This window comes from Bradyrhizobium sp. GW821-FHT12B03 (assembly GCF_058807535.1).
On record NZ_JBXAQU010000021.1, the window covers coordinates 134696 to 159605 of the forward strand.

The window sequence follows — 24910 nt, forward strand, 5'->3', positions numbered from 1 at the left end:
CCGGCAATCCATCGTCATTGAAAAGACGTGATGCGCCCCAGCCTGCTCAATCCGCTGTTTGCTCCCGTGACCAGCCTGCCCGGCGTCGGCCCGAAGCAGGACAAGCTGCTGCAGTACCTGCTCAGCCGGAGCGAGACGCCGCGGCTGGTCGACCTTCTGCTGCATCTGCCGAGCCAGGTCATTGACCGCCGGGCCCGGCCGAAAATCCGTGACGCCGCCCAGGGAACCATGGTGACGCTGGAGGTCACGGTGGATCGCCATCGCCCGCCTCCGCCCCGCAACGCCCGCGCGCCCTATCTGGTCTATGCCAGCGACGACACCGGCGATGTCGTGCTGACCTTCTTCCGCGCCAAACCCGGCTATGTCGAAAAACTGCTGCCAATGGGCTCGAAGCGCTACGTCTCCGGCACACTGCAGATGTATGACGGCATCCCGCAGATCGTGCATCCCGACCGCGTGCTCGACGAGGAGGCGATCTCCAAACTCTCGGGGATTGATCCTGTCTATCCCCTGACGGAGGGCCTGGCGCTCGGATCGCTCCGCCGCGCGGTCGCGAAGGCGCTGCAAAAGCTGCCCGCCTTGCCGGAATGGATCAGCCCAGAGGTGATGCGCCGCTGCCACTTCCCGCCAATCGCGGAGGCGCTCAATCGCGTGCACCAGCCGGTCGAGCTGACCGACATTTTACCAGACCGGCCGTTCTGGTCCCGCCTCGCCTTCGATGAACTGCTGGCCGGCCAGCTCGCGCTGGCCCTGATCCGCGCGCAATTGCGCCGCCCGGCCGGCGTCCGCAACGCCGGCGACGGCCATCTGCGCAACAAGATCATCGACGCCCTGCCCTATGCGTTGACGATTTCCCAGCGCGACGCTGCCGCGGCGATCGCGAATGATCTGCAACAGCCGGTGCGGATGCTGCGCCTGCTCCAGGGCGATGTCGGCTCCGGCAAGACGGTGGTCGCGTTGCTGGCAGCCGCCGCCGTCGCCGAAGTCGGCAAGCAGGCCGCGCTGATGGCGCCGACGGAAATCCTGGCGCGCCAGCACATCAAGACCATCGCGCCGCTCGCCGAGCGCGCGGGCCTAAGGGTCGCGATCCTCACCGGACGCGAAAAGGGCAAGGAGCGCCGCGAGATCCTCGCCCAGCTTGCCGAAGGCGAGATCGACCTGCTCGTCGGCACCCACGCGCTGATCCAGGACGACGTGATCTTCCGGGACCTCGCGCTGGCCGTGGTCGACGAGCAGCATCGCTTTGGCGTGCGCGAACGGCTCGCGCTGACCTCGAAGGGCGAGGCCGTCGACGTGCTGGTGCTCAGCGCCACCCCGATCCCGCGCACGCTGGTGCTGACCTATTTCGGCGACATGGACATCTCAGAGCTAAGGGAGAAGCCCGCCGGCCGCCAGCCGATCGAGACTCGGACCATCTCGATGAGCCGCCTCGGCGAGGTCACGGACAGCATCGGGCGCGCGCTCGAGGCCGGCAAGCTGGTCTACTGGATCTGTCCGCTGGTCGAGGAATCCGAGGCCGAGGGCACCGAGCACCTCACCAATGCGACGAAGCGTTTCGAGAGCCTGCAAAAGCGCTTCGGCGAGCGCGTCGGCCTCGTCCACGGCCAGATGAAGGGCACCGAAAAGGACCGCGTGATGGGCCAGTTCGCCGCGCACGAGATCGGGCTTCTGGTCGCAACCACCGTGGTCGAGGTCGGCGTCGACGTGCCGGCCGCCACCATCATGGTGATCGAGAACGCCGAACGCTTTGGTCTTGCCCAGCTCCACCAGTTGCGCGGCCGCATCGGGCGCGGCTCGGAAGCCTCGACCTGCCTGCTGCTCTACTCCGAGCCGCTCGGCGAGATGTCGAAGGCACGGCTGAAGGTGATCCGCGAGACCACCGACGGTTTCCGCATCGCCGAGGAGGACCTGAAGCTGCGCGGCGAAGGCGACGTGCTGGGCGTGCGCCAGAGCGGCCTGCCCGGCTACCGCATCGCGCGCTCGGAGGTGCACGGTCAGCTCATCACCCAGGCTAGAGACGAGGCGCTGCGCATTCTCAAGGACGATCCGAAGCTGAAGGGCGAGCGCGGCGAAGCGCTGCGGTGTTTGCTGTATCTGTACGAACGGGACGAGGCGATCCCGCTGATTGGGGCCGGTTAGCTCGCCGCTCTTCGCCGCCCGACTTCGTAGGCCGCCACATGCGCGCGGGCCAGGTCCAGCAGCGGTGTGTCGATGCCGAGCGTACGGGCCCGATTGGCCATGTCACCGAGGATATGCTCCGCCTCGGTGACCGAACCGCGCTCGATATCGCGCAGCATCGAGGCCTTGAGCGGTGAGTCCAGGGTCGTGAAGAGTTTTCGGTCGAACTCGATGAACGGGGCGCGCGGCTCAAACCCGGACGCCGTCGCGACGGCGCAGTGTTCCACGAACAGGCGGAAGATCGACTGCTCGCCATTCGGCACGGCCAGGATGTCGCCGATGCTGGCGCGCATCAGGCAGGTGATGCCGGCGAGCGTTGAGAGCTGGACGAACTTTTCCCACATGTCCTGCATGATCGTTTCGCTGGCGCGCACGTCGATACCGGGGACATTGAGCAATGCCTCCAGCGCGAGCGCACGCTCGCTCAACGAGCCCTGGGTCTCGCCAAACACAATCGTCTGATTGGCCATGAACTGGACGACACGGCCATCCGCATCGAGCCCGGCGCTGACATTGGCGAGCCCACCAAGCACGCGCGCTGCGCCGAACCGCGCAGTCAGTGCATCGATATGCTTCAATCCGTTGAGTACAGGCAGAACCATCGTGTCGGCGCCAACAGCCGGGGCAAACTGGGCCATCGCATCGTCGAGCGAGTAGGATTTCACCCCGACGAGCACGATGTCGAACGACTCCTTGAGATCGTCAGCCATGATGACTTTCGGCTGCACGGCAAAGTCGCCGTGCGGGCTCACGACCTGCAATCCGTTCCGCCGCAATTGCTCGGCCCGCGCGGGCCGCACCAGAAACGTCACATCGCCGCCGGCTCGGACCAGGCGAGCTCCGTAGTAGCCTCCGAGCGCTCCTGCGCCGATCACCAAAACTCTCATTCCAACTCCCATTGCAGAAGAACTGCTTCGGCAGAGACCATAACAGATGAGCCTCGCAACGTCTCCTCCTCGTCATTGCGAGCGCAGCGAAGCAATCCAGACTGCCTCCGCGGAAAGATTCTGGATTGCTTCGCTGCGCTCGCAATGACGATGCGGATAGACCCGGTTCAGAAGACTTCCCCTTTCGCCGCGACTGACTTTATGAAAACCTTGCCGCCATGCGCCGGATCATCGTCCTTGGCTGCCAGGGAAGCGGAAAGACGAGTCTTGCCCTCAAGCTCGGGCAAAAGCTCGCGCTGCCGGTGGTGCATCTCGACGTACTCTACTGGCGGCCAGGCTGGAAGCCTTCCGACACGGCGAGCTTTCGAACGCGCGTCACGGAAGCGATCGCGGGCGATGCGTGGGTCGTCGACGGCAGCTTCTCGGGACTGGCCTTCGATCTCACGCTCGCGCGCGCCGATATTCTGGTCGTGATCGACCGCCCGCGCTGGCTCTGCCAATGGCGCATTCTGTTGCGATCCGCCTTCGATCGCGACACGACGCGGCCCGATCTGCCAGAGGGATGTCCGGAACAGTTCGACTGGAAATTGATGCAGGAAGCGTGGCGCTACGACACCGAGCGCGCGCCGGTCATCGAGGCCGAACGGCTGCAATATGGCCCTGATATCCCCGTCGTGCGCTTGAGACGCGACTGGGACATCCAGGGCTTTCTGGAGTCGGTTTCCACAGATACGGACGACTAGGCCTTCTTCTGCGCGATGCTCGCCGCAAACGCCTTCATCAGCCCGGCGTCCACCTTCTCGCCTTTCGCATCCTCGGCGAGGTGCTCGAACCAGCGCGCAAAACCCTCATAGATCTGGGCTGCCGGATGATCAGGCCCGAGGAATCCGGAAATCTCCCGCATCTCCGCGACCCAGCGATAGGCCTTCGGGATCATGTCCGGCAGCGCGACTTCGAGCCGTGCCAAAATCGCGGGCTGGCTCAGTGCGAGTTCGTCGCGCAGCGCATCGGCCGCGCCTGCCTTCGTGGCCGCAATCACCATGGCCGAGCCGATGCCGGCAAGGCCCTTGACGATGCCGGCGTAGGACATTTTCAAAGCCGAGGCTGCGCCGACCGGGCCTTCGACGATCCGCACGTCGAGGCCGAGGTCCTTCAGAACAGCCACCTCCCTGGCATGCTCACCGGACACGTAGAAAGCCGGGCTCTTGCCGCCGGGCTGCGGCGGAAAGCCGATGATGCCGCCGTCGACGAACGGCGCCTGCGCCGAGCCGATGATCTCCTCGATCCGTTGCACGGTATCGACGTTGACCGCGTTGCAGTCGACCACGAGCGGCTTCCTGGCGCGCCGGACGATCAGCGCGGCGAGGCGTTCGGCCAAAGCCACGGCTTCGCCCGGCGGCACGATCGAGAGGATGATGTCGGCGTCTGCGATCGCCTCGTCGTCGGCGCCGATCATGCCGGCATCCGCCGCGCGTTTTTGCGTCGCCTCGCTTCGCCCCTTCAACGACGTCAGCACGCGCGCGCCGTTTTCGCTGAGGCGGCGGGCCACGGCGCTGCCCATGGCACCGGGGGCGAGGATCGCAATGGTTTTGGACATCGTGCACTCCAGGTCGGATTCGGAGCAAGGCGCTCAATTCGACCGGAAGACTAGCAGAGGACGAAACTGCTTGCGTGAATGCGGCCATCCGAAACGGGAATGGCCCTACTCCACCTTCGCAGGCTGGGGCTGGAGCGCCGAGGCATTGGCGATGCGCGCCGCATTCGCCATGCCCGCGAGCGCCGCAGCCTTCTTCGGGTCGGGCGCCGAGCCCGGCTGCACCACGCCGGCCGACATGATCAGCGTCGCGGCATCCTCGGTGCTCATGTCGACTTCGACGATCTTGCTCTTGGGCACGTAGAAGAAAAAGCCCGTGGTCGGGTTCGGCGAGCAAGGCAGGAACACCGAGACGTGCTCCTCCTGCCCCGGCAGGCTGCGCGCGACCTCTTCGTTCGGCGACTGCGAGATCAGCACGATCGACCACATGCCCGGCGATGGAAACTCGACCAGGCCGACCTTGCGGAAGCTCGAGCCCTTGCCCGAAAACAGCGTCTCGAACACCTGCTTCAGGCCACGGTAGATGGCACGCACCGCCGGAATGCGGCCGAGGAAGGTCTCGCCGACATCGACCAGCGTCCGGCCGATCAGATTGGCGGCGAGGAAGCCGACCAGCGTCAGCGTGAAGAATGCGACAATCAGTCCCCAGCCGGGGATGACATACGGCAGATAGGTTTCCGGACGATAGGCCAGCGGCACGAACGGCCGCACCACGCCGTCGACCCAGGTGACGAACCACCAGACCAGATAGAGAGTGATCGCAATCGGCCCCGTCACCACGAGGCCGGTCAGAAAGTAATTCCGGATGCGGCCCATCAGGCCGGTATGCGGTTCCGGGATGGGATCAAGCGGCGCAGGCGCGTCGTCGCGGGCGGTCATTCGGGTTCCAGGTCAGTCGCTGCACTCAAGCTAGGGGCTTCTAGCAGGTTTTGGAAGAGCGCGGCCTGATCCGTTCTGCCTATTCCACGGTCACCGATTTCGCGAGATTGCGCGGCTGGTCGACGTCGGTGCCCATGATGACGGCCGTGTGATAGGCGAGCAGCTGCACCGGGACGGCATAGACCATCGGCGTGAACGCGGCCGCCATGTCGGGCATGACGATGGTGACGAGCGACTCGACGGTCGCCTCCGCCGCGCCCTTGGCGTCGGTCATCAGGATGATCTTGCCGCCGCGGGCAGCGACCTCCTGCATATTGGAGACGGTCTTCTCGAACACCCTGTCGTGGGGCGCGATGACGACGACCGGCATGGTCTCGTCGATCAGCGCGATCGGGCCGTGCTTGAGCTCGCCGGCGGCGTAGCCCTCGGCGTGGATGTAGGAGATTTCCTTCAGCTTCAGCGCGCCTTCGAGCGCGAGCGGGAAGCTGGTGCCGCGGCCGAGATAGAGCACGTCGCGCGATTTCGCGATCTCGCGCGCCAGCTTCTCGATCTGGAGTTCGGTCGTGAGCGCATCCGACATCAAACGCGGTATCTCGACGAGGCCATGGACGAGCCTGGTCTCGTCCTCGTCGGACAATTCGCCTCTGGCCTTGCCGGCCGCGATCGCAAGGTTTGCCAGCACCATGAGCTGGCAGGTGAAGGCCTTGGTCGAGGCGACGCCGATCTCGGGACCGGCCAGCGTCTGCAGCACCGTCTCGCTCTCGCGCGCGATCGTCGAGGTCGGCACGTTGACGACGGCAATCGTGTGCACGCCCTCGGCCTTGGCGTAGCGCAGCGCAGCCAGCGTGTCGGCGGTCTCGCCCGATTGCGAGATGAAGATGGCCAGATCGCCCTTGCGCAAGGGCGCCTCGCGGTAGCGGAATTCGGAGGCGACATCGACCTCGACCGGCACGCGCGCAAAACGCTCGAACCAGTATTTGGCGACGTAGCCGGCATAGCTCGCGGTGCCGCAGGCCGTGATGTTGATGCGCTGGATGTTCTTGAAGTCGAACGGCAGCTTGACCGGCAGCGAAACCCGCTCGGTCGCCATGTCGACATAGCGCGCCAGCGTGTGGCCGACCACTTCCGGCTGCTCGTGGATCTCCTTGGCCATGAAGTGACGGTAATTGGCCTTGTCGACCAGCGAGGTCGAGGCGGCGTGCTTGATCTTGTCGCGCTGGACGGCGTGGCCGTCCTTGTCGAAGATCGCTGCGCTCTTGCGGGTCAGCACGACCCAGTCGCCGTCCTCGAGATAGCTGATGGTGTCGGTGAACGGGCCGAGCGCGATGGCGTCGGAGCCGAGATACATCTCGCCGTCGCCATATCCGATCGCGAGCGGCGGACCGTTGCGGGCGCCGATCATCAGGTCGTCGTCGCCGGCGAAGATGAAGCCGAGCGCGAAGGCGCCGCGCAGCCGCGCCAGCGCCAGCTTCACCGCTTCCACCGGCCTGTTGCCGCGCCTGAGCAGGTCGTCGACGAGATGCAGCACGATCTCGGTGTCGGTCTCGGTGTGAAACACCGTGCCGTTCTTCTCGAGCTCCTCGCGCAGCTCCCGGAAATTCTCGATGATGCCGTTGTGGACGACGGCGACGCGTTCGGTCGCATGCGGATGGGCGTTGTTGACGGTCGGCTTGCCGTGGGTGGCCCAGCGGGTGTGCCCGATTCCGGTGGTGCCCTTGAGCGGCTCGGCCTCCAGCCGCTTCTCCAGATTTTTCAGCTTGCCCTCGGCGCGGCGGCGCGCGAGATGCTTGCCTTCGAGCGTGGCAACGCCCGCGGAGTCGTAACCGCGATATTCAAGACGTTTGAGCGAATCCACCAATTGCTCTGCAACCGGCTCGCGCCCGAGAATGCCGACAATCCCGCACATGCGGATCAATATCCCCCAAATCGTCGAAAAATCGCCAAAACGACGCGCTCAGTTTTTAGCGAAGTTCCTAAGGAACCAGATACTCAATAATTATTGCTGATTGAGACAGCATCCGGTGTTGCTCGCGCTTCGCCTGCGTCGATGTGGCCGGCCTTAAACCGCACGCGTTAACTCGTTGTCAATCAATTTGACCAACGATTCCCGGTCAGGAGAACAAGGCCATGAAAGGCTCATCCGACCGCAAAGGTCTGTCGTCGATGTCGATGCGCGCCAGCGAGACCTCGGGCACGCACCTGGCGCATTGGCCACCGCCCCAGCGCGGCAAGGAAAGCAAGCCCGTCTTCGTCAAGCACCCGGAAGGCGAACCGGTCAAGCGCGCCAAGCCGCGCGGCTGGCGCTTGACCCGCGCCATCTTCTCCGAATTCGCCGACGACGAATAGCGCTTTTCACTTCTCCGGCGTCTTGCCGCCGGTCTTCATCTCGCGATAGCGCGCCGCGCCGCCTTCCCTGATGGTCTGCTGGTTGCGCTCCAGCGCCATCGCATCGTCGGGCACGTCGCGCGTGATCACCGAGCCCGAACCGATATAGGCGCCGTTGCCGATCTTCACCGGTGCGACCAGCGAGGAGTTGGTGCCGACGAAGGCGCCCTGCCCGATCACCGTCTTGTGCTTCTTGAAGCCGTCGTAGTTGCAGGTGATGGTGCCGGCGCCGATGTTGGAATTGGCGCCGACGGTGGCATCGCCAATGTAGGAGAGATGGTTGACCTTGACGCCGGCCTCCAGCGTCGCGGCTTTCGTCTCCACGAAATTGCCGATCCGCGCACCGTCGCCGAGCGAGGTGCCGGGACGCAGGCGCGCATAGGGGCCGATGGAGACGTTCCTGCCGAGCGTGGTCTCGACGATGTGCGAGAAGGAATGGATCACCGTGCCGTCGGCGATCGAGACGCCGGGGCCGATCACCACGAACGGCTCGATCGTGACGTCCTTGCCGAACAATGTGTCGGCGGAGAGATACACGGTCTCCGGCGCGATCAGCGTGACGCCGGCCTCCATCGCCGCCTTGCGCAGCCGCGCCTGCATCACGCCTTCTGCCTCGGCGAGCTGCGCCTTGGTGTTGATGCCGCGCACCTCGTCCTCGCTGGTCTCGATCACCACGGACTCCCATCCCTGCTTGCGGACGATTTCGACGGCGTCCGTCAGATAAAATTCGCCCTTGGAATTGGCGTTGCCGATCTTGTCCAGGATGGCGAGCGCACGGTGCCCGTCGATCGCCATCACGCCGGCATTGCACAGATCGATCTTGCGTTCCTCCGCGCTGGCATCGGCCTGCTCGCGGATCGCGACCAGGCGGTCACCCTCGACGATGAAGCGGCCATAGCCGGTGGGATCGGCGGCGCGGAAGCCGAGCGCGGCGATCGCGGCGCCCTTGGCCAGCGGCGCACGGAGCCGCGCAAAGGTCTCGGCCGAGATCAGCGGCGTGTCGCCGAAGGCGATCAGCAGATCGTCCACGCCCCGTACGATCGCCGCGCGCGCCGCCAGCACCGCATGCGCGGTGCCGAGCCGCTCTGCCTGCACGAAAGTGAGCGCGTCGGGACGGATGCGCCTCGCCTCATCCGCCACCGCCTGATGATCCGGACCGATCACGACGGCGAGCGAGGTGCCGGTTCCCTTGGGAGCGGCGGCGAGCACATGGGCAAGCAGCGTCTGGTGGGCGACGGGATGCAGCACCTTCGGCAGACTCGATCGCATGCGCGTGCCTTCGCCGGCGGCGAGCACGATCGTGAGGCTGGAGCGGGCGGTCATCGCAATCCTGTCAGATACGGCCGAATCAAATGGCGCGACGGGCGGAACGCCCTCATGAGCTGCCCGCCTTGCTACCCCCGCAAACGCCCGGAATTCAAGTGCGAGGTGCTTTTCCTGTTAATGTTCCTTGATTGATTCGGGGAAGCCGGACAGGGCTGGGCACTAAACGTTCATGGCAAAGGATTCCGACCCACTGGCGGATGCCTTCGGCACCAAGGAGACGGACGGGCTGTTCTCCGGACTTTTGGCCGAGGAAAGCACGTTCGACCGCCGCATGATGTGGCGGCTGGGCACGTGGGGCGTCGCGGCCGTCGGCGCCGTCGTCATCGCCGTGATGGCCAACCAGGCCCAGCTCGGCTGGCGGCGCGACCAAATGGCCTCCGCCGATCTCGCACGCCAGGCCGACCGGCTCCAGCTGCTGACCAGGGAAAGCCAGAACGAGGCCCGCCGCCTCGCCGCCGCCGTCGAGACGCTGAACAGCGATCGCGACCGGCTCTATTCGCGCGTCACCGTGCTGGAGCAAGGGCTCGATTCCGTCACCGGCGCCATCGCCAAACAGGCCGCAAAGCCGCAGGACGCGCCGGCGCCCGACGCGCAGCCGGCAACCGCTGCGCCCAGCGTCGCGCCGGTCGCCTCGCTGCCGGCGTCCTCCAGCGACAAGCCGCGTGCGGCAGCCGCGAAGGAACAGGCGAAGGAGCCGACAAAGGACACCGCAAAGGAGCCGACGAGCCCGCCGCCGCAGAGCGCGGCGGCCGCCTCGCTCGTGCAGCAGCCGCCGGCGACGACACCGGCGCTGCCGATGCTTCCGCTGGTGCCCTCCAAGTCGATCATGGCGCCGCCTGATCCGGCCGCGTCGAAACTGATTCAGCCCGAGACAGTCGAGAGGGCGTCCGAGAAGGCCGCCGAGAAGAAGCCCGAACCCGCGCCCGCCCCGACCGAGGTCGCCGCCGCATCGACCAAGCCGGCGGAGGCAACTGAAAGCGAGGCACCAGCCATCGCGGTTCAGCAGACGCGCTTTGCGATCGATCTCGGCGGCGCCAACTCGATCGACGGCCTGCGCGCGCTCTGGCGCGGCGTGACCAAGTCGAATCCGGAAGTTGCGGCGCTGCGGCCGATCATCATGATCAAGGAAGCCACCACCGGCCTCGGCATGCAGCTGCGTCTCGGTGCCGGTCCCCTCGTCAACGCGGCCGCCGCCGCAAAGCTCTGCGCTGGGCTGGCGGAGAACGACCGCCACTGCGAGACCACCGTGTTCGACGGCCAGCGGCTGTCGATGCGCGGTGGTTCGGAGAAGGGGCAAGAAAAATCTCAGGACCGGGTTCAGGAAAAGAACGCCGAGAAGAACCCGGACGCGGTGCCGCAAGCCGAGACCGCACCTGCGCCTGCCCCCACCGCCAAGCCGGACAAGCGCCGCCGCAGCTATTCATCGAAACGCTCGTCGAAGCGCGAGGAGCCTGCGCCGGCGCCTGCGGCGCAGCCAGCACCGGCCAAGCCGGAGACGGCGTCGGCTGGATCGACGTTGTCGTCGTTCTTCAGGCGGTAGCTGGTCTCTCGAACGCGCCATTGTGTCAGCTAATTCACCCGGCATTCTCGCGTGAATTCGCAGGAAACTTCCCTGCGCCTGTTGCCCCCTCCCCCCATCCCGACCATATTGCGCGCATGACAAAAAAGCCCTTCCGCCTCACGCCCTACCAGGTGCAGTTCCTGATCGTCGTCGGCTTCGTATCCGTCGGCTATGCGATCTATCTGCGCTATCTCGCAATCGAAAACTCGCAAGTCGGCCTTGCCTGCGACGCCGGTTTGCAGACGCTGATCTGCAAGGCGCGCGCGGTCTCGACCGTGCTCTTCAAGAATTCGGTATTCGGCATCGTCGCGCTGGTCGTTGCGACGCTCAACCTGATGCGACCGTCGATCGTGCTGCTCACCGTCGGCGTCATCGCCGCCGGCCTCGGCATCGTGCTCTACAACGTCGTGCTGTCGGGCCTTGCGATCGGCCTGCTCATCCTTGGCTTTGCTCGGCCCGCGCCCGCCACAGCGTGAGCGCGAACAACAGAAACATCGCGCAGGTCCACAGCGACTGCCAGTTGTCGCGGCCTTCGTTGAAGAGCACATAGGCCGCCGACAGCGCGAGCACGCCCGCAAATACGGCCTCCGCGATCGGACGCACGCCGATCTGCGGCCGGTTCAGCATCAGGATCGCGAACGGCACCACCGCCATCGTCAACGAGGCGTAGGGGAAGTCGTGGTAACGCGGATCGAACACGAAGCCGAGCGCGGTCTGTGCGGCGATCACCGCCGTCACCGCCAGCGTGAGGCCGAGCACGGCGGTGAGCTTTGACCATTTGCGGCCCTCGCTCGGGCCGAGCAGGTCGAGGAAGGTCGGCAGGCTGCGGCCGATCACCAGCGCCTGCGCGCAGAAGATCGGCGACACGATGCCGGCCAGCAGCAGCGCGCCCCAGAGCAGCCAGCCGCCGATGCCGTAGCTCTCGTAATACATCTTGTCGGCGCCGATCCCGAGCAGGACGCCCGCTGTCGTCGCCGAGATGCCGACGCCAAGCCAGGCCGAGAAGCGCGGAGTCCAGGGCCGCCGCCGCAGCGTGATCAGCGCCACCGCGAACACCAGCACGGAAAGGCCCATGCCCGCGCCCATGTACCATTTCCAGTACGGGAAATTGCTGATCGGCTGGCCCGGCGGATATTTCAGGTTCCGGCGCACCGAGTCATAGAGGCCCCAATAGCCGCCGACGGTGCCTTCCAGCTTGCGCTTCCACGGCTGGTCGTAGGACTCGATCAGATTGACGCGGAACTTCTGCGCCTTCGCAAGGCTGAGGATTTCAGAGACCACGCGCGCCTGGTTGGTGCGCGACGGCAGCGCGCCCTCGCGCATGCGGCCCTCGCTTGGCCAGCCGGTTTCGCCGATCAGGATTTCCTTGCCGGGAAACGCCACCGCCATGCGCTCGCGGATCTGCTCGACATGGCTGGCGGCGAACTTCGCGCGCACCGGAACATCTTCCCAATAGGGCAGGATGTGGATCGTCACGAAGTCGACGGCCTCGTAGATCTCGCGATTCCTGAGCCAGAATTCCCAGACATCGGCATAGGTGACGGGCACGCTGACCTGCGTCTTCACCAGACGGATGATGGAGACGAGGTCGGCCGTCGTCATCTCACCGCGCAGCAGCACCTCGTTGCCGACGATGACCGCGGTGATGATGTCGGGGAATTGCTTGGTGAGACGGATGGCGAGCCCGGCCTGCTCGTAGTTCTTGGTGCGGTTGCTGGAGAGCCAGATGCCTTGCAGCACTTTCAGCCCGACCTTGGCAGCGATCGCCGGCACCTGGTCGAGCCCGTTCTCCATCGAATAGGTGCGGACGCAGTCGGTGATCTCCTTGAGCTGGCGCAGGTCCTGCTCGATCTGATCGGCTTCGATATGGGTCCATGCGTCCAGCGGCGACTGCTCGCCGCGGAACGGCGCATAGGAGACGCACTGAACCTTGTCGGCGGGATCGATCGGGGCGCGCGCGAGCGTGATTGGCGTGGCCAGCCACCACCACACGGCAGCAATCGCACCCAGTGAAACGAGCAGCAGCGCCAGTGGCGTACGAAGTGAAATCGGTTCCGTCCTCCGCGAAGGGTCCGTCGATTACCTGCTTGCACGCCGTCTGCCAAGGGGGTGCCCCAATGCCGATCCGCCCCTGCCCTGCGGGAATCCGGCCGTCGACCGTCACCTAGCATCGTGACTTTGCTGGACAAAATTCCAAATTCAGGTCATGGACTCCGAAAGACTTTTCCGCCGCATTGGAGACCCATTTGGACGCCATCACCGGCGCGTCCGCGGGATCCTGACGCGGACGGGCAGCGGATACATTGGGGAATTCATGCGGCAACGGGTGTTCGAGTCACGAAATGCGGTCCTGCGGCAGTTCGCCGCCACGCTGGCCGTTTCCTGCCTTGTCCTTAACGCCAGCTTTGGCGGCGCGTCCGCCCAGAGCGGCACGCCTGCCCCTGACCAGGGCAAGCAGCCGGCGGCCCAGGCCACTGACGCCGCCAAGGACGCCAGCCAGAGCCAGAGCCAGAACCAGAAGCGGACCGACGAGTTCGCCGAAGCTGCCCGTGCCATCAATGGTCCGGGGGGCAACCCCGAATGCGTCTGGCTCGGCCGTCGCGCGGTTCAGTTGATGTACAGGGACGACCTCGATACCGCCTTCCGCCACCTCGATCTGTACGACCGCTTCGGCTGCCCCGGCGGCCACATCCAGGCCGCGTTCCGCTGCCTGACCCGCTTCCTGCCCCAGATCGACGACAAGGTTCCGAACAGCCTGAATAACCTGACCCAGGCTTGCTGGATCAACCCGGCTGCACAGCCGCAGCAGGCGGCGGCCGCAGCCTCCCAGCCGGCAACGCCGACCACCGGCAATGCGCCGGCACCGCAGCCGGCCGCGAGCCCCTCACCGGCAGCCAGCCCGTCGGCCGCGCCCCCGAAATAGTCGCGAACGTTTCAGCTGTCGTTCAGGAACGATCGGCGATAGAGGCGATTGGCACTGCCGCGCGTCTTCTGGAAAAGGCCATGCCCTTATAAGGACATGAGACCATGACAGTTGTGAAACCGCGCGGCAGAGGTATGCTCCCTTTGCCGCGGACTTGGTCGGATCTCGGGGTCGGATCCGCTTCCCTGCCCCCTCAGCCCCTTTTGGTTTAGCCGCGATGCGCGTTGTCGCCGCCGTTTTGTTGCTCGTGTCCGTGCTTCACGCCGGCATCTGGGGAGTCTTGCGCGACAAGGAACCCGCGCCTGACTTCAGGGGCCTGCTGCCCTCGGTTTCCTACGCGCCGTTCGAAGGCTCGGCCCACCCTGACATCGACAACATCCCGTCCATCGAGAAAATCCGCGCCGACCTGAAGACGCTGTCGACGATGACGCGCGCGATCCGTCTCTATTCGTCCACCGGCGGCGTGGAACTGGTGCCTCCGATCGCGGCCGAGTTCGGCATCAAGGTCACCGTCGGCGCCTGGATCGACAAGGACAAGGATCGCAACGACCGCGAGATCAAGGCGGCGATCGAGCTCGCCCGCAAGAACAGCAACGTCGTCGGCGTCGTGGTCGGCAACGAGGTGATCTACCGCGGCGAGCAGAAGGTCGAAGACCTCATCGACATGATCAAGAAGGTCAAGGGCTCGGTCCGCGTGCCCGTCACGACCGGTGAGATCTGGAACATCTGGCGCGACAATCCCGAGCTCGGCTCCAGCGTCGATTTCATCGCCGCGCACGTGCTGCCCTATTGGGAAAATTTCCGCTCGGACCAGGCGGTCGACCAGGCCGTCGACCGCTACAATTTGTTGCGCAATCAGTTCCCGGGCAAGCGCATCGTCATCGCCGAATTCGGCTGGCCGAGTGCGGGCTATAATTTGCGCAACGCCGACCCCGGTCCGTTCCAGCAGGCCCTGACCTTGCGCAACTTCGTCAGCCGCGCCGAAGCGCTCGGCATGGAATACAACATCGTCGAGGCGATCGATCAGCCCTGGAAGTATTTCGAGGGCGGCGTCGGTCCCTATTGGGGCATCCTCAACGCCAGCCGTGAGCCGAAATTCGCGTGGACCGGCCCGGTCGAAAACCCTGACTACTGGAAGCTGATGGGAATAGCGCTGCTGGTCGGCATCCTGCTGTCGCTGCCCATCCTGCGGATCGAAAAACCGACCGTGAAGCAAGCCTTCCTGCTGTCGGCGACCGCCAACGGCGTCGGCGCCTGGGCCGCGACCGTGTTCGCGTTCTGGAACGACCACTATTTCATCTTCGGCTCGGCCTTTGCGCTGACGCTCGGCATGATCCTGCTTGTTCCGCTGGTGCTGATCGCGATGGCGCGCATCGACGAGATCGCCGCGGTCGCCTTCGGCCGGCCGCCGCAGCGGCTGCTCACCAAGGGCAAGCCGGTCGAGAACGTGCCGGAGAACTACTATCCGAAGGTCTCGATCCACATTCCGGCTTACTTCGAGCCGGTCGAGATGCTCAAGCAGACGCTCGATGCGCTGTCGCGGCTGAACTATCCGAACTACGAATGCGTGGTCATCATCAACAACACGCCCGACCCCGCCTTCTGGCAGCCGATCCAGGACCACTGCCGCGCGCTCGGTGAACGCTTCAAGTTCATCAACGCCGAGAAGGTGCAGGGCTTCAAGGCTGGTGCGCTGCGCATCGCGATGGACCGCACCGCTGCCGATGCCGAGATCATCGGCATCCTCGATGCCGATTATGTCGTTGATCCCGACTGGCTGAAGGACCTCGTGCCGGCTTTCGCCGACCCGCGCGTCGGCCTCGTGCAGGCGCCGCAGGAGCATCGCGACGGCGACCTGTCGATCATGCACTACATCATGAACGGCGAATATGCCGGCTTCTTCGATATCGGCATGGTCCAGCGCAACGAGCTCAATGCCGTCATCGTGCACGGCACGATGTGCCTGATCCGCCGCGCCGCGATGGACATGGCCGGCGGCTGGTCATCCGACACGATCTGCGAGGACTCAGATCTCGGCCTTGCGATCCAGGAGCTCGGCTGGGTCACGCATTACACCAACCATCGCTACGGCCAGGGCCTCTTGCCCGACACCTACGAGGCCTTCAAGAAGCAGCGCCATCGCTGGGCCTATGGCGGCCTGCAGATCGTCAAGAAGCACTGGCGGCAGTTCCTGCCCGGCAAGAGCCGCCTGACGCCCGATCAGAAGCGCGAATACGGCCTCGGCTGGCTGAACTGGCTGGGCGCCGAAAGCCTCGGCGTGGTCGTGGCGCTGCTCAACCTCATCTGGGTGCCGATCGTCGCCTTTGCCGACATCGCCATTCCCGACAAGATCCTGACGCTGCCGATCATCGGCGCCTTCGTCGTCTCGCTCGCGCACTTCCTGTCGATGTACCGCGCCCGCGTTGCGATCAAACCGGGCCAGATGCTGGGTGCGATGATCGCGGCGATGAGCGTGCAATGGACGGTGTCGCGCGCGGTCGCGCAAGGCCTGATCACCGAGCACATCGCCTTCGCGCGCACCTCCAAGGGCGGCCTCAGCAGGATGTCGATCGAGTTCCAGGCGTTCTGGGAGGCCGTGATCGGCGCCCTGCTGCTGATCGGCGCCGGCGTATTGATCGCCTCCAACAGCTTCCGCCAGATCACCGAGATCTACATCTTCGCCGGCGTCCTGGTGTTGCAAAGCCTGCCGTTCCTCGCGGCGGTCGCGATCGCGATCCTCGAGCTCAGCCGCATCAACTCGTTCCAGTTCTGGCGCGACAGCGCGATCCGCTCGGCCGAGCTGATCGGCCTGCGCCCGGTCGCGCTGCCGGCCCCCGGCACGCCGCAAGCCGTGCCGAACGAGGTCCGGCGCGAGACCAACTGACGGGACGAATGGCCTTGTGGCGCGGGTGAAACCTACGCGCCGGCAAGCCACCGGCGCTATCCGGCGTGGATAGCGTCCCGCCAATCGGGTTGAAAATTTCGCCTTAAGCTGCGGACACCCCAGGAAAATCCCCGCTCCTGCCAACAGTTTCGGCAACCACCCCTGCTATTGACCTCGGCGCCCCGTCCCCCTACACAGCGCGGGCCGAAAGCATGATCCGGAAACAGCCGGTTTTTCCCCGCGACGCAAGCTTAAGCGCAGCGGCAAGACATGCTTCTCGAATGTCCGACGACGATGGTGATCTTCTTGAAGCCATCCGCGGCCATGGGAGCGCGTAGCTCAGCCGGTAGAGCACGTGACTTTTAATCACGGGGTCCTGGGTTCGAGCCCCAGCGCGCTCACCATAGCAAAAGGCTCATTTTCAGTGCATTAGCGAGCGGCCCTTGCGACTGGCGCCACCTGCCCCCGGATGCCACCGTCGCCGGTTCAGACTACCTGAACAATGCCGAACTCTCCTACAGCAGGCCTTCGAGACTTTGCATGCAACGGACGCCACAGCGGTCGATGTTTGACGTCATCGTTGGGATGAGTACCCATTGCGACCCGTGATGAATCTCAGAGTAATCCTCAGCGGCCCCTTGTCGCAAAAGAGCGCGCCAATTTCCGATAGACTCCAGTAGTCGCCCCGAGATGAACTCCACCCCGCCTGCGCCTATTGTGCCCTTTCCCTCCGGGCATGTTGGCGATGATCTGCGCAGCGAAAGACAGCCCGCCCGTTCTGCTCTGCTCCAGCTGCAGACGGCCGATGACGTTTCTGGCCACGCTGCCCGCAATCCTCACGCTTCCCGCAGTGCATGCCTACCAGTGCCGTCCCTGCTTGCGGGTGGACACCATCCCGCTGGCTTGAGGCCGAAAGGGCCGAGCGCGCGTTACGGGGCATCGTGCTCTCGACTGCCGCGCCCTGCGATTGCGTCGCACCCGCGGCTGCTCCAGGCCGCCCGGGCCCAAAATCCCGGAAGACAACGGGCCGGAAACGTGTAGGATTCCCCAAAACCGGAGGAACGGCATGTTTGAGATCAACGGTTTCGACACGGCGGGCGTCGTCAACCTGAAGCGGGCGTCACTCGCCGCCGCCCTCAAGAAGGCCAAGGAGCTGGTTGAGGACGGCTGCTGGGACGTTCAGGTCGTCGATCCCAATGGCCGGGTCTACACCTCGTTCGAAGAGCAGGCCGCCTAGTTCCGAGCGATCACCTGCCGTTACCCGCCTCGGCCGACATTCGACGAGGCATTGTTCAGCCAGCGCCGCGTTGCTTCGTCGCTCCAGCCGGGGACTGCAAAGCGCGCCGGTGGGCTTGCGTTCGTGTGTGGCCGGTCCACCGCGTCATGGCGCGCGCGAGGATGATGCGCTGTTGCTGTCTGCACCGCACTGCATGGTACGAGCGACAGGCCCACGAGACCTACGGAAAGAAGAGCGCGCATCGCGTCAGCTCCAATCGAGCAATCTTTCCGTAATCTGATGTCCCGATCTGGGCACCACAATTGCTCGGCGCATCACAACCAGGCGAGACATGTGCGCTTTACGGCGACATTGGCGGACGGGCAATCGGCGCCCTGCCATTGCCAGTCCACTGGTTTGGGCGCAGGCTCTCTGTAGGCGCTTAAGACGCCACACGGGAGAGAGACATGAAGGAAGCGGGCCTAGACGGCCGCCACCGCGACAAGGATGGCAGCATCAGCAAGAAGCACGGCAACACGCTGGTCGGCACATTGCGCAAAATCTACGGAAGGGGTTTTGCGGCCGGATATCCCGATGCGACGCCACTGAGCGAGGTCCTCACCCAGCTGAACGAGACGTCGCTGAGCCAGTTGCGCCGCGATCACGACACCGGGCATTTGGCGCACAAGATCGATCACGCCTTGAAGTGACGTTCTGCGCAGACCCGGCGCACCGCAGCAGCGTGGACGTCATCCGAAGAGTTCAGCTCGACCTGGCTCAGCTCTCCGGAGCTGCCGCCGCAGCAGGCACGGTCAGCGGAGCCCCGCCAACCGAAACAGGCCCCAGGGGCGCCAGAGGCTTGGACTCCCGAACGATCCGTTTGCGCATCGCTGCAGAGAGTCCATAGCGCGCATGCGCTTTTCGAATGGAGGACGTCACGTCCGACATCGTCATCGTGCTTTGCAGCGCATCGATCTTGGCCATCAGCGTCGACAGCTGCGATGAGATCTTCCTCACATCGACCCGCTCGTCGGTGATGCTCTGTCGCAGCGACAGCAGCAGCATTGAATCCTGCTGCAGCAAAACCGAGTTCTGATCCGATGCCTGATTGTTCTGCTGCAGCATCGCGGTGTGTTGCTGCTGGGCCGCCTGAATGTCCTTCAACGCAGCGACAACGGGATCCGGCTTTGGCTCGGACCCTTCGAGGCGCGGGAGCAGTTCAGCCAATCGGCTGACGTTCAGCGACGAAAAATCGGTTTGCGACGTATAGATGGCCGCCGCGCCGTTGATGGCCAGGGCACAGACCGAAAAGGCCAGGATCGATTTGCGGCTGGACCGCTTGACCGACTCCGGGGCTTCGGCAGTTTCGGATTCATGCGCTGACGCGGCGTCGGCCAGTGCGACTGCGTCGAGTTCTTCGGCGAAGTTCGCCGTTTCCAATGTCGTGGTCACGTGCATGGACCCCAATGAGCGAGCAGCAGGCAGCCGCCCATGGAACGTCCTCGCGACGAGTCCTTGTACGCAGCACCCTTACACAACTGTCTAAAATTGTGAGCATTTTGAATTAATTCCACGTTAGCGGCCGGGCCCAGCGACCCCGGCCGATTACGGGGGGCAGAGCGAAGACAGCGGCATGACGCTGACACTGCCGTGGAGCCGCTGTTGGCTCATCATTCAGAAGGACAAATGTCCCAAGGCTGGCACATACCCCTGTTTTGCCCGACGGCGCAAATCCGCGCTTTCACCGGATTCGAAACCCCTTATGCCAGTGCCACTTAGCTACTGTGCATGGGGTTGTTATCGCACTCTCGAGACGCGCCTACCCTTCGTCCAGCAGCTCGAACAGTTCCTCCACCCGCTCGAACGGCGCGTCCTGCATCTTGGCGTGATAGACCACCCGATCCCCGCCGCGCTGCAGTGATTTCCCCCGCAACTTCCGCAACCGTCCCGGCAGGAACGTCGCGGCCGCAGCCTCCGGTCCGACGTCGAGGCGGACGATGCCGCGTCGCTTGCATTCGAGCCTGAGCCATCCTGCGGCGAAGAAGTCGCGCGCGACCGGTGGCAGCGGCCCGAAGCGGCGGGAGGTTTCCTCCTCGAGGTCGTCGAGGTCATCCTCGCTGCTGCATCGTGCGGCGCGCGCATAGAGCTCGAGCCGCACGGGCTCGGACTGCACATAGGTCTCGGGCAGCATGTCGGCGACCGGCAGGTTGAGGTCGGGCACCCACACCGCGGCGCGCGCTTCGTCGACCTTCTCCGAGGCCATCTTCAGCAGGTGGCTGTAGAGCACGGGCCCGAACACCTGGACATGGCCGGATTGCTGCTCCGAAAACAGGTCGCCCGCTCCTCTGAGATCGAGATCGCGCTCGCTGATGGCAAAGCCGGCGCCGGGCCGGCTGAACTCCTCGAGCACGGCCAGCCGCTTCTCGGACTGCCCGGAATTCGTCTCGGTCAGCAAATGGGCGAAGGCGCGGATGCCGCTGCGGCCGACCCGCCCGCGCAGCTGATGCAGCTGGGCAAGGCCGAACTTTTCGGGCCAGCAGACCACGATGGTGTTCGCACGCGGAATGTCGAGGCCGCTCTCGACGATGTTGGTCGCGAGCAGGACGTCGGCCCTGCCCTCGACGAAGCTCATCATCCGGTCGTCGATCTCGTCGGCCGCCAATCTGCCGTGCAGGCACACGATGCGAAGATCGCCCGCCACCGCCTGCACCCGCGCCAGCATCGGATCCAGGTCCTGGATGCGCGGACAGATCAGAAAACTCTGCCCGTGGCGCCGCTGCTCGCGCAGCAGCGCGGAGGCGATGGCGGCATCCGACAGCGGCGCAATCCTCGTTGCGACCGGAAGCCGGTGCACCGGTGGCGAGGCGATCACGCTGAGGTCGCGGAAGCCGGCAAGGCCCGCCGCCAGCGTGCGCGGGATCGGCGTCGCGCTCATCATCAGCACATGGATATTCTTGGCAAGGCCGGCGAGCTTGGCCTTCTCCGCCGCGCCAAAATGCTGCTCCTCGTCGATGATGACGAGGCCGAGGTCGTCGAACTTCACGTCCTTTGCCGTGAGCGCCTGCGTTCCGACCACGACCTTGATCCGGCCGCTGCGCAGTCCCTCCCTGGTCTCGCGCAGCTCGGCGCCTGAGGTCGCACGCGACAAATTGCCGACCTCGATGCCGAACGGCGCAAACCGCTTCTGGAAGGTTGCGACGTGCTGCCGTGCCAGCACCGTCGTCGGCACCGCGATCGCCACCTGCTTGCCCGACAGCACCACGGCGGCCGCCGCCCGCAACGCCACCTCGGTCTTGCCAAATCCCACGTCGCCGCAGATCACCCGGTCCATCGGATGGCCGGATGCAAGATCCTCCAGCACGTCGCGGATCGCCTTGGCCTGGTCGATCGTCGTGAAAAAAGGAAAGCGCGCGACGAACTTCTCATAGGCCGATCCCGGCGGGACCAGCTTTTCGGCACGCCGCCTGCGCCGCTGGCTGATGTGCTTGGCCAGTGCCTTGCCGGCGATCTGGATTTCGCGCTCGGCCGACGTGCGGCGCGCCCACCACGAGCTGCCGTCCGCCTTGTCGAGCGCCAGCTTGCCGGGTTCGGTTGCGTAAGGCCACATCAGCGCCAGATCGGGCGGCGGCACGAGAACCGCATTGTCGCCCGCGAACACCAGACGGATCATCTCCCGCAGCGCGCCGCCGCCCGTGTTCACGGTCTGCAAGCCGTCGAGCACGGCAAGGCCACGCTGGAGATGCACGACCACCGTGCCCTGCTCGGGCACATCGGCATGGTCGAAGGCCGCGCTCCAGGCCCGTGCCATCGGCTGCGGGTGATGCGCCCGGCTGCCGAGCACGTCGGACGCCGTCACGACGACGAGAGACTTTTTTCCCGGCACGACGAAGCCCGCATCGAGATCGGCCAGAAGCGCCGCCTCGCCGTTCCGCCCGCGCACCGCCTCGTCCCAATCCGCGCAGCGCTGCGCCTTGACGCCGCCCATCCGCTCCATCGCGCGCAGATCGTCCTCCTGCGCCGCGACCAGGATCAGCCGCGAACCGGCCCGCCGCGTCTCCTCGACGAAGGCCCGCAGCGCCTTCCTGGAGGAGGTCAGCTTCGAAAACTCCGGGATGGGCTGGAACGACGCCGTCCGCGGCAGCACCTTCATGCCCCTGGAGAGCTGCTTCCAGTCGCGCCGTCCGAGGTATTCGCGCTCCCTCTCCGCGCGAGGCGCCGCTTCCTCGATCGTGCCCAACCAGCCGTCGACATGCAACGGGACGCCGGCATCGGCGATCCATTTGGCCCGCCCGCAATAGTCGAACAGCGTCGCGCGCTTGCCGCGTTTGCCGGCGAAGGCGAGCCGCTCCGACATGGGATCGACGAGCAGCTCCGTGGTCTCGAAAATGATCCGGTGCTCTTTCGGATCGAACGCCACGATCCGGCTGATGGCGCGGCCTGAATGCTCGATCCGAAACGGCCCCAGCGCGCCGGCGGGAAATATCTCGAAGGTCTGCCCGTGAAACAGGGCCCCGCCCGGATAGTCCGGCTCGTCCTCGAGATCGTAGCCCAGGGCCTCGAGGCGCCCGCGCAGCTCCCGTTCGGCAAACGCCCCGCCCACCTTGAGGCTCACGCTCAGGCGCGACAGGCTTGCAGGCGGCGGCAGACGCTCCATCACGGCTTCCGCCGTCGAGACCAGGAAGAGCGGCTTCCTGGATTTTGCGAGGCGTCGCAGCACGGAGGCTCTGCGCCCCGCCAGCTCGTGCGACGGCTCGAGCTGATCGAACGGCAAGGTGTTCAGACGCGGAAACACCAGGACCTCGCAGGAGGGATCGAGCGCGTGAATGACGCTGCCGAGCCGCTCCGCCCTGTTCTCACTCTCGGCGAGAAACACGATGCCGCTGCGTCCGGACTGCTTCCATTGTGCAAGCAGATGGAGCGCCATCGAACCGAGGGGCGACGAAGACGAGATCGTGGCGCGCTGCGACCCTTTGCCCTTCTTTGGCGATGTCTTGTTTGGCGATGTCTTGGTCGCCTTCGCCTTTTTGGTAAGCCTCACTTGAATCCGTCTCTGGTCGTAAACTGTCACCCACCGAACGCGAGCTGCCCGCACTGCGATTCGGCAACTCGCCGCCATGCATATGGGATTTGCCCTGCCAACGCACGCCTCGTGGCAACGTTCGGGACGCCTTCGCGCTCCCGAAACTCTTGGATCGTTCTGTGGACGGGAACTTGCGCTGCTCCGGCGCATCCAACGCGGCGCGGGATCGGCTTCGCTGGATGCAAGGCCTGATGCGATCAAGGACGCCCTGCCCGCATGGCCGGCACGAAAAACCCCAGCGCTTGGACGCTGGGGCGTTTCGTTCAAAATGAATTGGTCAAGCAATGACGCTTTCTTAGCAGCGAATTCGCCGCGCGTTTGTGAACTGGTTCACACGTCTTGCTGATTGTTGGCGCGGCCCAATCAGGCCGGACCGGGGTACCGTACCTCCGGTTTGAGTATGCGCCCGCCGCGCGCTAGGATGCCTCCTTTCACGGAGGCTCATTTGAAACTATTCATTTTCATCGCCGCCATTGCGCTGCTTGTGACGGCCCCCGCCCGCTCACAGCCGCTGGTCGACCCCAACAAGGTTGCCCCCGAATACCGCGAGGCCGCCGAGAAGCGCCGGGCCGAGCAGTTGCGGCAGCGTGAATGTGCGCTGAAGGCGGATCTGGAGAAAGTGCTGCCCAGGGATCGCACCGCCTTTCTCAACCATTGCCTGGACACGATGGCGGCCAAGCAATAGCGGCCGATTGGGTGGTCTTGATGCGCTGAACCCGCGGCCCATCGGCGTGGGCTGACCGCGCTCGGCCGCGCGTTCCGCGAGCGCCGCCTGCATGCTCGCGCCCGTTGCATCGGGTGCGACAGGACGTGCGGCCTATTCCCGTCCGGCATTCAAGCTTTCTTCAGACATTTGGCGTGAGGTGGTGATCCATTTCCAATAGTCATTGTTGTCCGCACGTGAGCTTTGTCCAGATCCAGTGCACGCGCTGCAAGACCGTGTTTCGCGATCGTGCGGGACGGTTGCAGGATGGCTATTCGCGGCAATGTCCGAGTTGCGAAGTCGTGCTGTTCTTCGCCGAGGATTCCCCGAACCCTCAGGTCAAGCTCGCGATGAAGCGCGCGCGCAAGGCCCGCAAGGAGCAGCGCGAGGCCGAAATGGTCAGGGCGCCCGCGCCGCAATCGCGCACGACCTCTTCGCGATCTTACGGTGGACGGATGCAGCAGCCGGCTGAGGAGGAGCAGGACTAGGGCGTGTACTCATAAACGTCGGTTTGTCAACGCAAAGCGGAAGTCTCCCGCCTTGAACGTGCTCGGAAGCTTATGACCCTGGCTGTGTGAAAACGCTGCGCTTGAAGTGATTCGCGCGATATGATTCCCGCACGATTTGCGGGGGCTCGGATGAAGCGCTTCGTTGAGGGTGCGGCTCGTGGGCAGAGCACGCTGTTTCCTGAATGCGTGGAGGACTGGATCGACGCGGATAATCCAGTTCGCGTCATCGACGTCCTCGTCGACGACCTCGATCTGGCCGGACTCGGGTTTGGCGGGGTCGATCCCGAGGCAACCGGCCGACCGTCGTACCATCCCTCGATTCTCCTCAAGCTTTACATTTACGGCTATCTAAACCGGGTTCAGTCGAGCCGGCGGCTGGAACGAGAGGCCGGGCGCAATGTCGAGGTGATGTGGCTGCTAGGTCGGCTCGCTCCCGATCACAAGACGATTGCGGACTTCCGCAAGGATAACGGCCTGGCGCTACGCAAGGTATGTGCGCGCTTCGTCGAACTCTGTCGTCAGATGGGTCTTCTCACGACAGCGAGCGTCGCCATCGATGGCAGCAAGTTCAAAGCTGTGAACAATCGCGACAAGAACTTCACGCGGGCGAAGGTGGAACGGCGGCGTGCCCAGCTGGAGGAAAGCGTCGCGCGCTATCTGAGCCAACTTGACACGGCCGATCGACAGGAGCCGACGGAGGCGCTGGCTGCGAAGGTAACAAGGCTTACCGAGAAGTTGACGAAACTGAAGGAGGAGATGGGCAAGCTTGGCGTTTGCGAGAAGCA

Annotated in this window: 20 protein-coding genes and 1 tRNA gene; 13 read left to right on the forward strand and 8 right to left on the reverse strand. The window is 64.9% G+C overall.

Annotated elements, in window-relative coordinates; all coding sequences use genetic code 11:
* The first annotated feature begins 30 nt into the window (after positions 1 to 30).
* On the forward strand, positions 31 to 2139 hold the full coding sequence (recG, locus tag AC1RUR_RS31510) for an ATP-dependent DNA helicase RecG (protein WP_492851324.1): 2109 nt from the start codon (positions 31 to 33) through the stop codon (positions 2137 to 2139).
* Here recG and panE read toward each other — a convergent pair.
* A complete protein-coding gene (panE, locus tag AC1RUR_RS31515) occupies positions 2136 to 3065 on the reverse strand; it encodes a 2-dehydropantoate 2-reductase (RefSeq protein ID WP_492851326.1) in 930 nt (309 codons plus the stop codon). The genes recG and panE overlap by 4 nt on opposite strands.
* A 218-nt stretch (positions 3066 to 3283) precedes the next feature.
* Here panE and AC1RUR_RS31520 point away from each other — a divergent pair, with 218 nt between their 5' ends.
* The gene (locus tag AC1RUR_RS31520; protein ID WP_492851328.1) at positions 3284 to 3808 is read left to right on the forward strand and encodes a P-loop NTPase family protein; all 525 of its coding nucleotides are present in this window, start codon (positions 3284 to 3286) and stop codon (positions 3806 to 3808) included.
* Here AC1RUR_RS31520 and AC1RUR_RS31525 read toward each other — a convergent pair.
* The 3 genes from AC1RUR_RS31525 to glmS all read right to left on the reverse strand — a co-directional run bounded on the left by AC1RUR_RS31525 (position 3805) and on the right by glmS (position 7444).
* Positions 3805 to 4662: an NAD(P)-dependent oxidoreductase gene (locus AC1RUR_RS31525; RefSeq protein ID WP_492851330.1), complete on the reverse strand. Its 858-nt coding sequence runs from the start codon at positions 4660 to 4662 to the stop codon at positions 3805 to 3807. The two genes, AC1RUR_RS31520 and AC1RUR_RS31525, sit on opposite strands and share 4 nt — an antisense overlap.
* A 105-nt stretch (positions 4663 to 4767) precedes the next feature.
* On the reverse strand, positions 4768 to 5538 hold the full coding sequence (locus AC1RUR_RS31530) for a DUF502 domain-containing protein (protein ID WP_492851332.1): 771 nt from the start codon (positions 5536 to 5538) through the stop codon (positions 4768 to 4770).
* 79 nt (positions 5539 to 5617) lie between these two features.
* On the reverse strand, positions 5618 to 7444 hold the full coding sequence (gene glmS, locus AC1RUR_RS31535; protein ID WP_492851333.1) for a glutamine--fructose-6-phosphate transaminase (isomerizing): 1827 nt from the start codon (positions 7442 to 7444) through the stop codon (positions 5618 to 5620).
* A gap of 221 nt (positions 7445 to 7665) precedes the next feature.
* On the opposite strand from glmS, the gene AC1RUR_RS31540 reads away from it, so the two are divergent.
* A complete protein-coding gene (locus tag AC1RUR_RS31540; RefSeq protein ID WP_492851334.1) occupies positions 7666 to 7884 on the forward strand; it encodes a hypothetical protein in 219 nt (72 codons plus the stop codon).
* Between the two features lie 6 nt (positions 7885 to 7890).
* Here AC1RUR_RS31540 and glmU read toward each other — a convergent pair whose 3' ends face one another.
* On the reverse strand, positions 7891 to 9246 hold the full coding sequence (glmU, locus tag AC1RUR_RS31545; RefSeq protein ID WP_492851335.1) for a bifunctional UDP-N-acetylglucosamine diphosphorylase/glucosamine-1-phosphate N-acetyltransferase GlmU: 1356 nt from the start codon (positions 9244 to 9246) through the stop codon (positions 7891 to 7893).
* Positions 9247 to 9418: 172 nt separating this feature from the next.
* Between glmU and AC1RUR_RS31550 the strand changes: the two genes are divergently transcribed.
* Positions 9419 to 10789, forward strand: a complete 1371-nt coding sequence (locus tag AC1RUR_RS31550; protein WP_492851336.1) for a hypothetical protein — start codon at positions 9419 to 9421, stop codon at positions 10787 to 10789.
* Positions 10790 to 10905: 116 nt separating this feature from the next.
* Positions 10906 to 11286: a hypothetical protein gene (locus tag AC1RUR_RS31555; protein WP_492851338.1), complete on the forward strand. Its 381-nt coding sequence runs from the start codon at positions 10906 to 10908 to the stop codon at positions 11284 to 11286.
* On the opposite strand, the gene AC1RUR_RS31560 is transcribed toward AC1RUR_RS31555, so the two are convergent.
* Complete coding sequence (locus AC1RUR_RS31560) at positions 11246 to 12802, reverse strand: glycoside hydrolase family 17 protein (RefSeq protein WP_492851340.1); 1557 nt, start codon at positions 12800 to 12802, stop codon at positions 11246 to 11248. The two genes, AC1RUR_RS31555 and AC1RUR_RS31560, sit on opposite strands and share 41 nt — an antisense overlap.
* 322 nt (positions 12803 to 13124) lie before the next feature.
* On the opposite strand from AC1RUR_RS31560, the gene AC1RUR_RS31565 reads away from it, so the two are divergent.
* The 5 genes from AC1RUR_RS31565 (at position 13125) to AC1RUR_RS31585 (ending at position 18543) form a co-directional block, all read left to right on the forward strand.
* Positions 13125 to 13733, forward strand: coding sequence for a beta-1-3, beta-1-6-glucan biosynthesis protein (locus tag AC1RUR_RS31565; protein WP_492851342.1), 609 nt, complete (start codon positions 13125 to 13127; stop codon positions 13731 to 13733).
* Positions 13734 to 13950: 217 nt separating this feature from the next.
* Positions 13951 to 16617: a glycosyltransferase gene (locus AC1RUR_RS31570; RefSeq protein ID WP_492851344.1), complete on the forward strand. Its 2667-nt coding sequence runs from the start codon at positions 13951 to 13953 to the stop codon at positions 16615 to 16617.
* Positions 16618 to 16945: 328 nt separating this feature from the next.
* A tRNA-Lys gene (locus tag AC1RUR_RS31575) sits at positions 16946 to 17021 on the forward strand.
* Between the two features lie 662 nt (positions 17022 to 17683).
* Positions 17684 to 17854, forward strand: a complete 171-nt coding sequence (locus tag AC1RUR_RS31580) for a hypothetical protein (protein WP_375858496.1) — start codon at positions 17684 to 17686, stop codon at positions 17852 to 17854.
* A gap of 446 nt (positions 17855 to 18300) precedes the next feature.
* Positions 18301 to 18543, forward strand: a complete 243-nt coding sequence (locus tag AC1RUR_RS31585) for a hypothetical protein (RefSeq protein WP_492851346.1) — start codon at positions 18301 to 18303, stop codon at positions 18541 to 18543.
* A 67-nt stretch (positions 18544 to 18610) separates the two neighbouring features.
* Here AC1RUR_RS31585 and AC1RUR_RS31590 read toward each other — a convergent pair whose 3' ends face one another.
* On the reverse strand, positions 18611 to 19291 hold the full coding sequence (locus tag AC1RUR_RS31590) for a hypothetical protein (protein ID WP_492851348.1): 681 nt from the start codon (positions 19289 to 19291) through the stop codon (positions 18611 to 18613).
* A gap of 361 nt (positions 19292 to 19652) precedes the next feature.
* Positions 19653 to 22757 carry a DEAD/DEAH box helicase gene (locus tag AC1RUR_RS31595; RefSeq protein WP_492851362.1) on the reverse strand — a complete coding sequence of 1035 codons (3105 nt, stop codon included), beginning with the start codon at positions 22755 to 22757 and terminating at the stop codon, positions 19653 to 19655.
* Between the two features lie 601 nt (positions 22758 to 23358).
* Here AC1RUR_RS31595 and AC1RUR_RS31600 point away from each other — a divergent pair.
* The 3 genes from AC1RUR_RS31600 to AC1RUR_RS31610 all read left to right on the forward strand — a co-directional run.
* On the forward strand, positions 23359 to 23598 hold the full coding sequence (locus AC1RUR_RS31600) for a hypothetical protein (protein WP_492851350.1): 240 nt from the start codon (positions 23359 to 23361) through the stop codon (positions 23596 to 23598).
* A 215-nt stretch (positions 23599 to 23813) separates the two neighbouring features.
* Positions 23814 to 24104, forward strand: coding sequence for a hypothetical protein (locus AC1RUR_RS31605; protein ID WP_492851352.1), 291 nt, complete (start codon positions 23814 to 23816; stop codon positions 24102 to 24104).
* 150 nt (positions 24105 to 24254) lie between these two features.
* Positions 24255 to 24910, forward strand: a 656-nt coding sequence (locus tag AC1RUR_RS31610; protein WP_492851354.1) for a transposase, incomplete at its 3' end; no start/stop codon positions are given.

Bases quoted from the DNA above. Each gene is read 5' to 3' on its own strand.
- AC1RUR_RS31550 (WP_492851336.1), top strand. From the start codon at position 9,419: ATGGCAAAGGATTCCGACCCACTGGCGGATGCCTTCGGCACCAAGGAG.
- recG (WP_492851324.1), top strand. From the start codon at position 31: ATGCGCCCCAGCCTGCTCAATCCGCTGTTTGCTCCCGTGACCAGCCTG.
- AC1RUR_RS31580 (WP_375858496.1), top strand. From the start codon at position 17,684: ATGTTTGAGATCAACGGTTTCGACACGGCGGGCGTCGTCAACCTGAAG.
- AC1RUR_RS31540 (WP_492851334.1), top strand. From the start codon at position 7,666: ATGAAAGGCTCATCCGACCGCAAAGGTCTGTCGTCGATGTCGATGCGC.
- AC1RUR_RS31585 (WP_492851346.1), top strand. From the start codon at position 18,301: ATGAAGGAAGCGGGCCTAGACGGCCGCCACCGCGACAAGGATGGCAGC.
- AC1RUR_RS31590 (WP_492851348.1), bottom strand. From the start codon at position 19,291: ATGCACGTGACCACGACATTGGAAACGGCGAACTTCGCCGAAGAACTC.
- AC1RUR_RS31555 (WP_492851338.1), top strand. From the start codon at position 10,906: ATGACAAAAAAGCCCTTCCGCCTCACGCCCTACCAGGTGCAGTTCCTG.
- AC1RUR_RS31565 (WP_492851342.1), top strand. From the start codon at position 13,125: ATGCGGCAACGGGTGTTCGAGTCACGAAATGCGGTCCTGCGGCAGTTC.
- AC1RUR_RS31525 (WP_492851330.1), bottom strand. From the start codon at position 4,662: ATGTCCAAAACCATTGCGATCCTCGCCCCCGGTGCCATGGGCAGCGCC.
- AC1RUR_RS31520 (WP_492851328.1), top strand. From the start codon at position 3,284: ATGCGCCGGATCATCGTCCTTGGCTGCCAGGGAAGCGGAAAGACGAGT.
- AC1RUR_RS31530 (WP_492851332.1), bottom strand. From the start codon at position 5,538: ATGACCGCCCGCGACGACGCGCCTGCGCCGCTTGATCCCATCCCGGAA.
- AC1RUR_RS31595 (WP_492851362.1), bottom strand. From the start codon at position 22,757: ATGGCGCTCCATCTGCTTGCACAATGGAAGCAGTCCGGACGCAGCGGC.
- AC1RUR_RS31570 (WP_492851344.1), top strand. From the start codon at position 13,951: ATGCGCGTTGTCGCCGCCGTTTTGTTGCTCGTGTCCGTGCTTCACGCC.
- glmS (WP_492851333.1), bottom strand. From the start codon at position 7,444: ATGTGCGGGATTGTCGGCATTCTCGGGCGCGAGCCGGTTGCAGAGCAA.
- glmU (WP_492851335.1), bottom strand. From the start codon at position 9,246: ATGACCGCCCGCTCCAGCCTCACGATCGTGCTCGCCGCCGGCGAAGGC.
- panE (WP_492851326.1), bottom strand. From the start codon at position 3,065: ATGAGAGTTTTGGTGATCGGCGCAGGAGCGCTCGGAGGCTACTACGGA.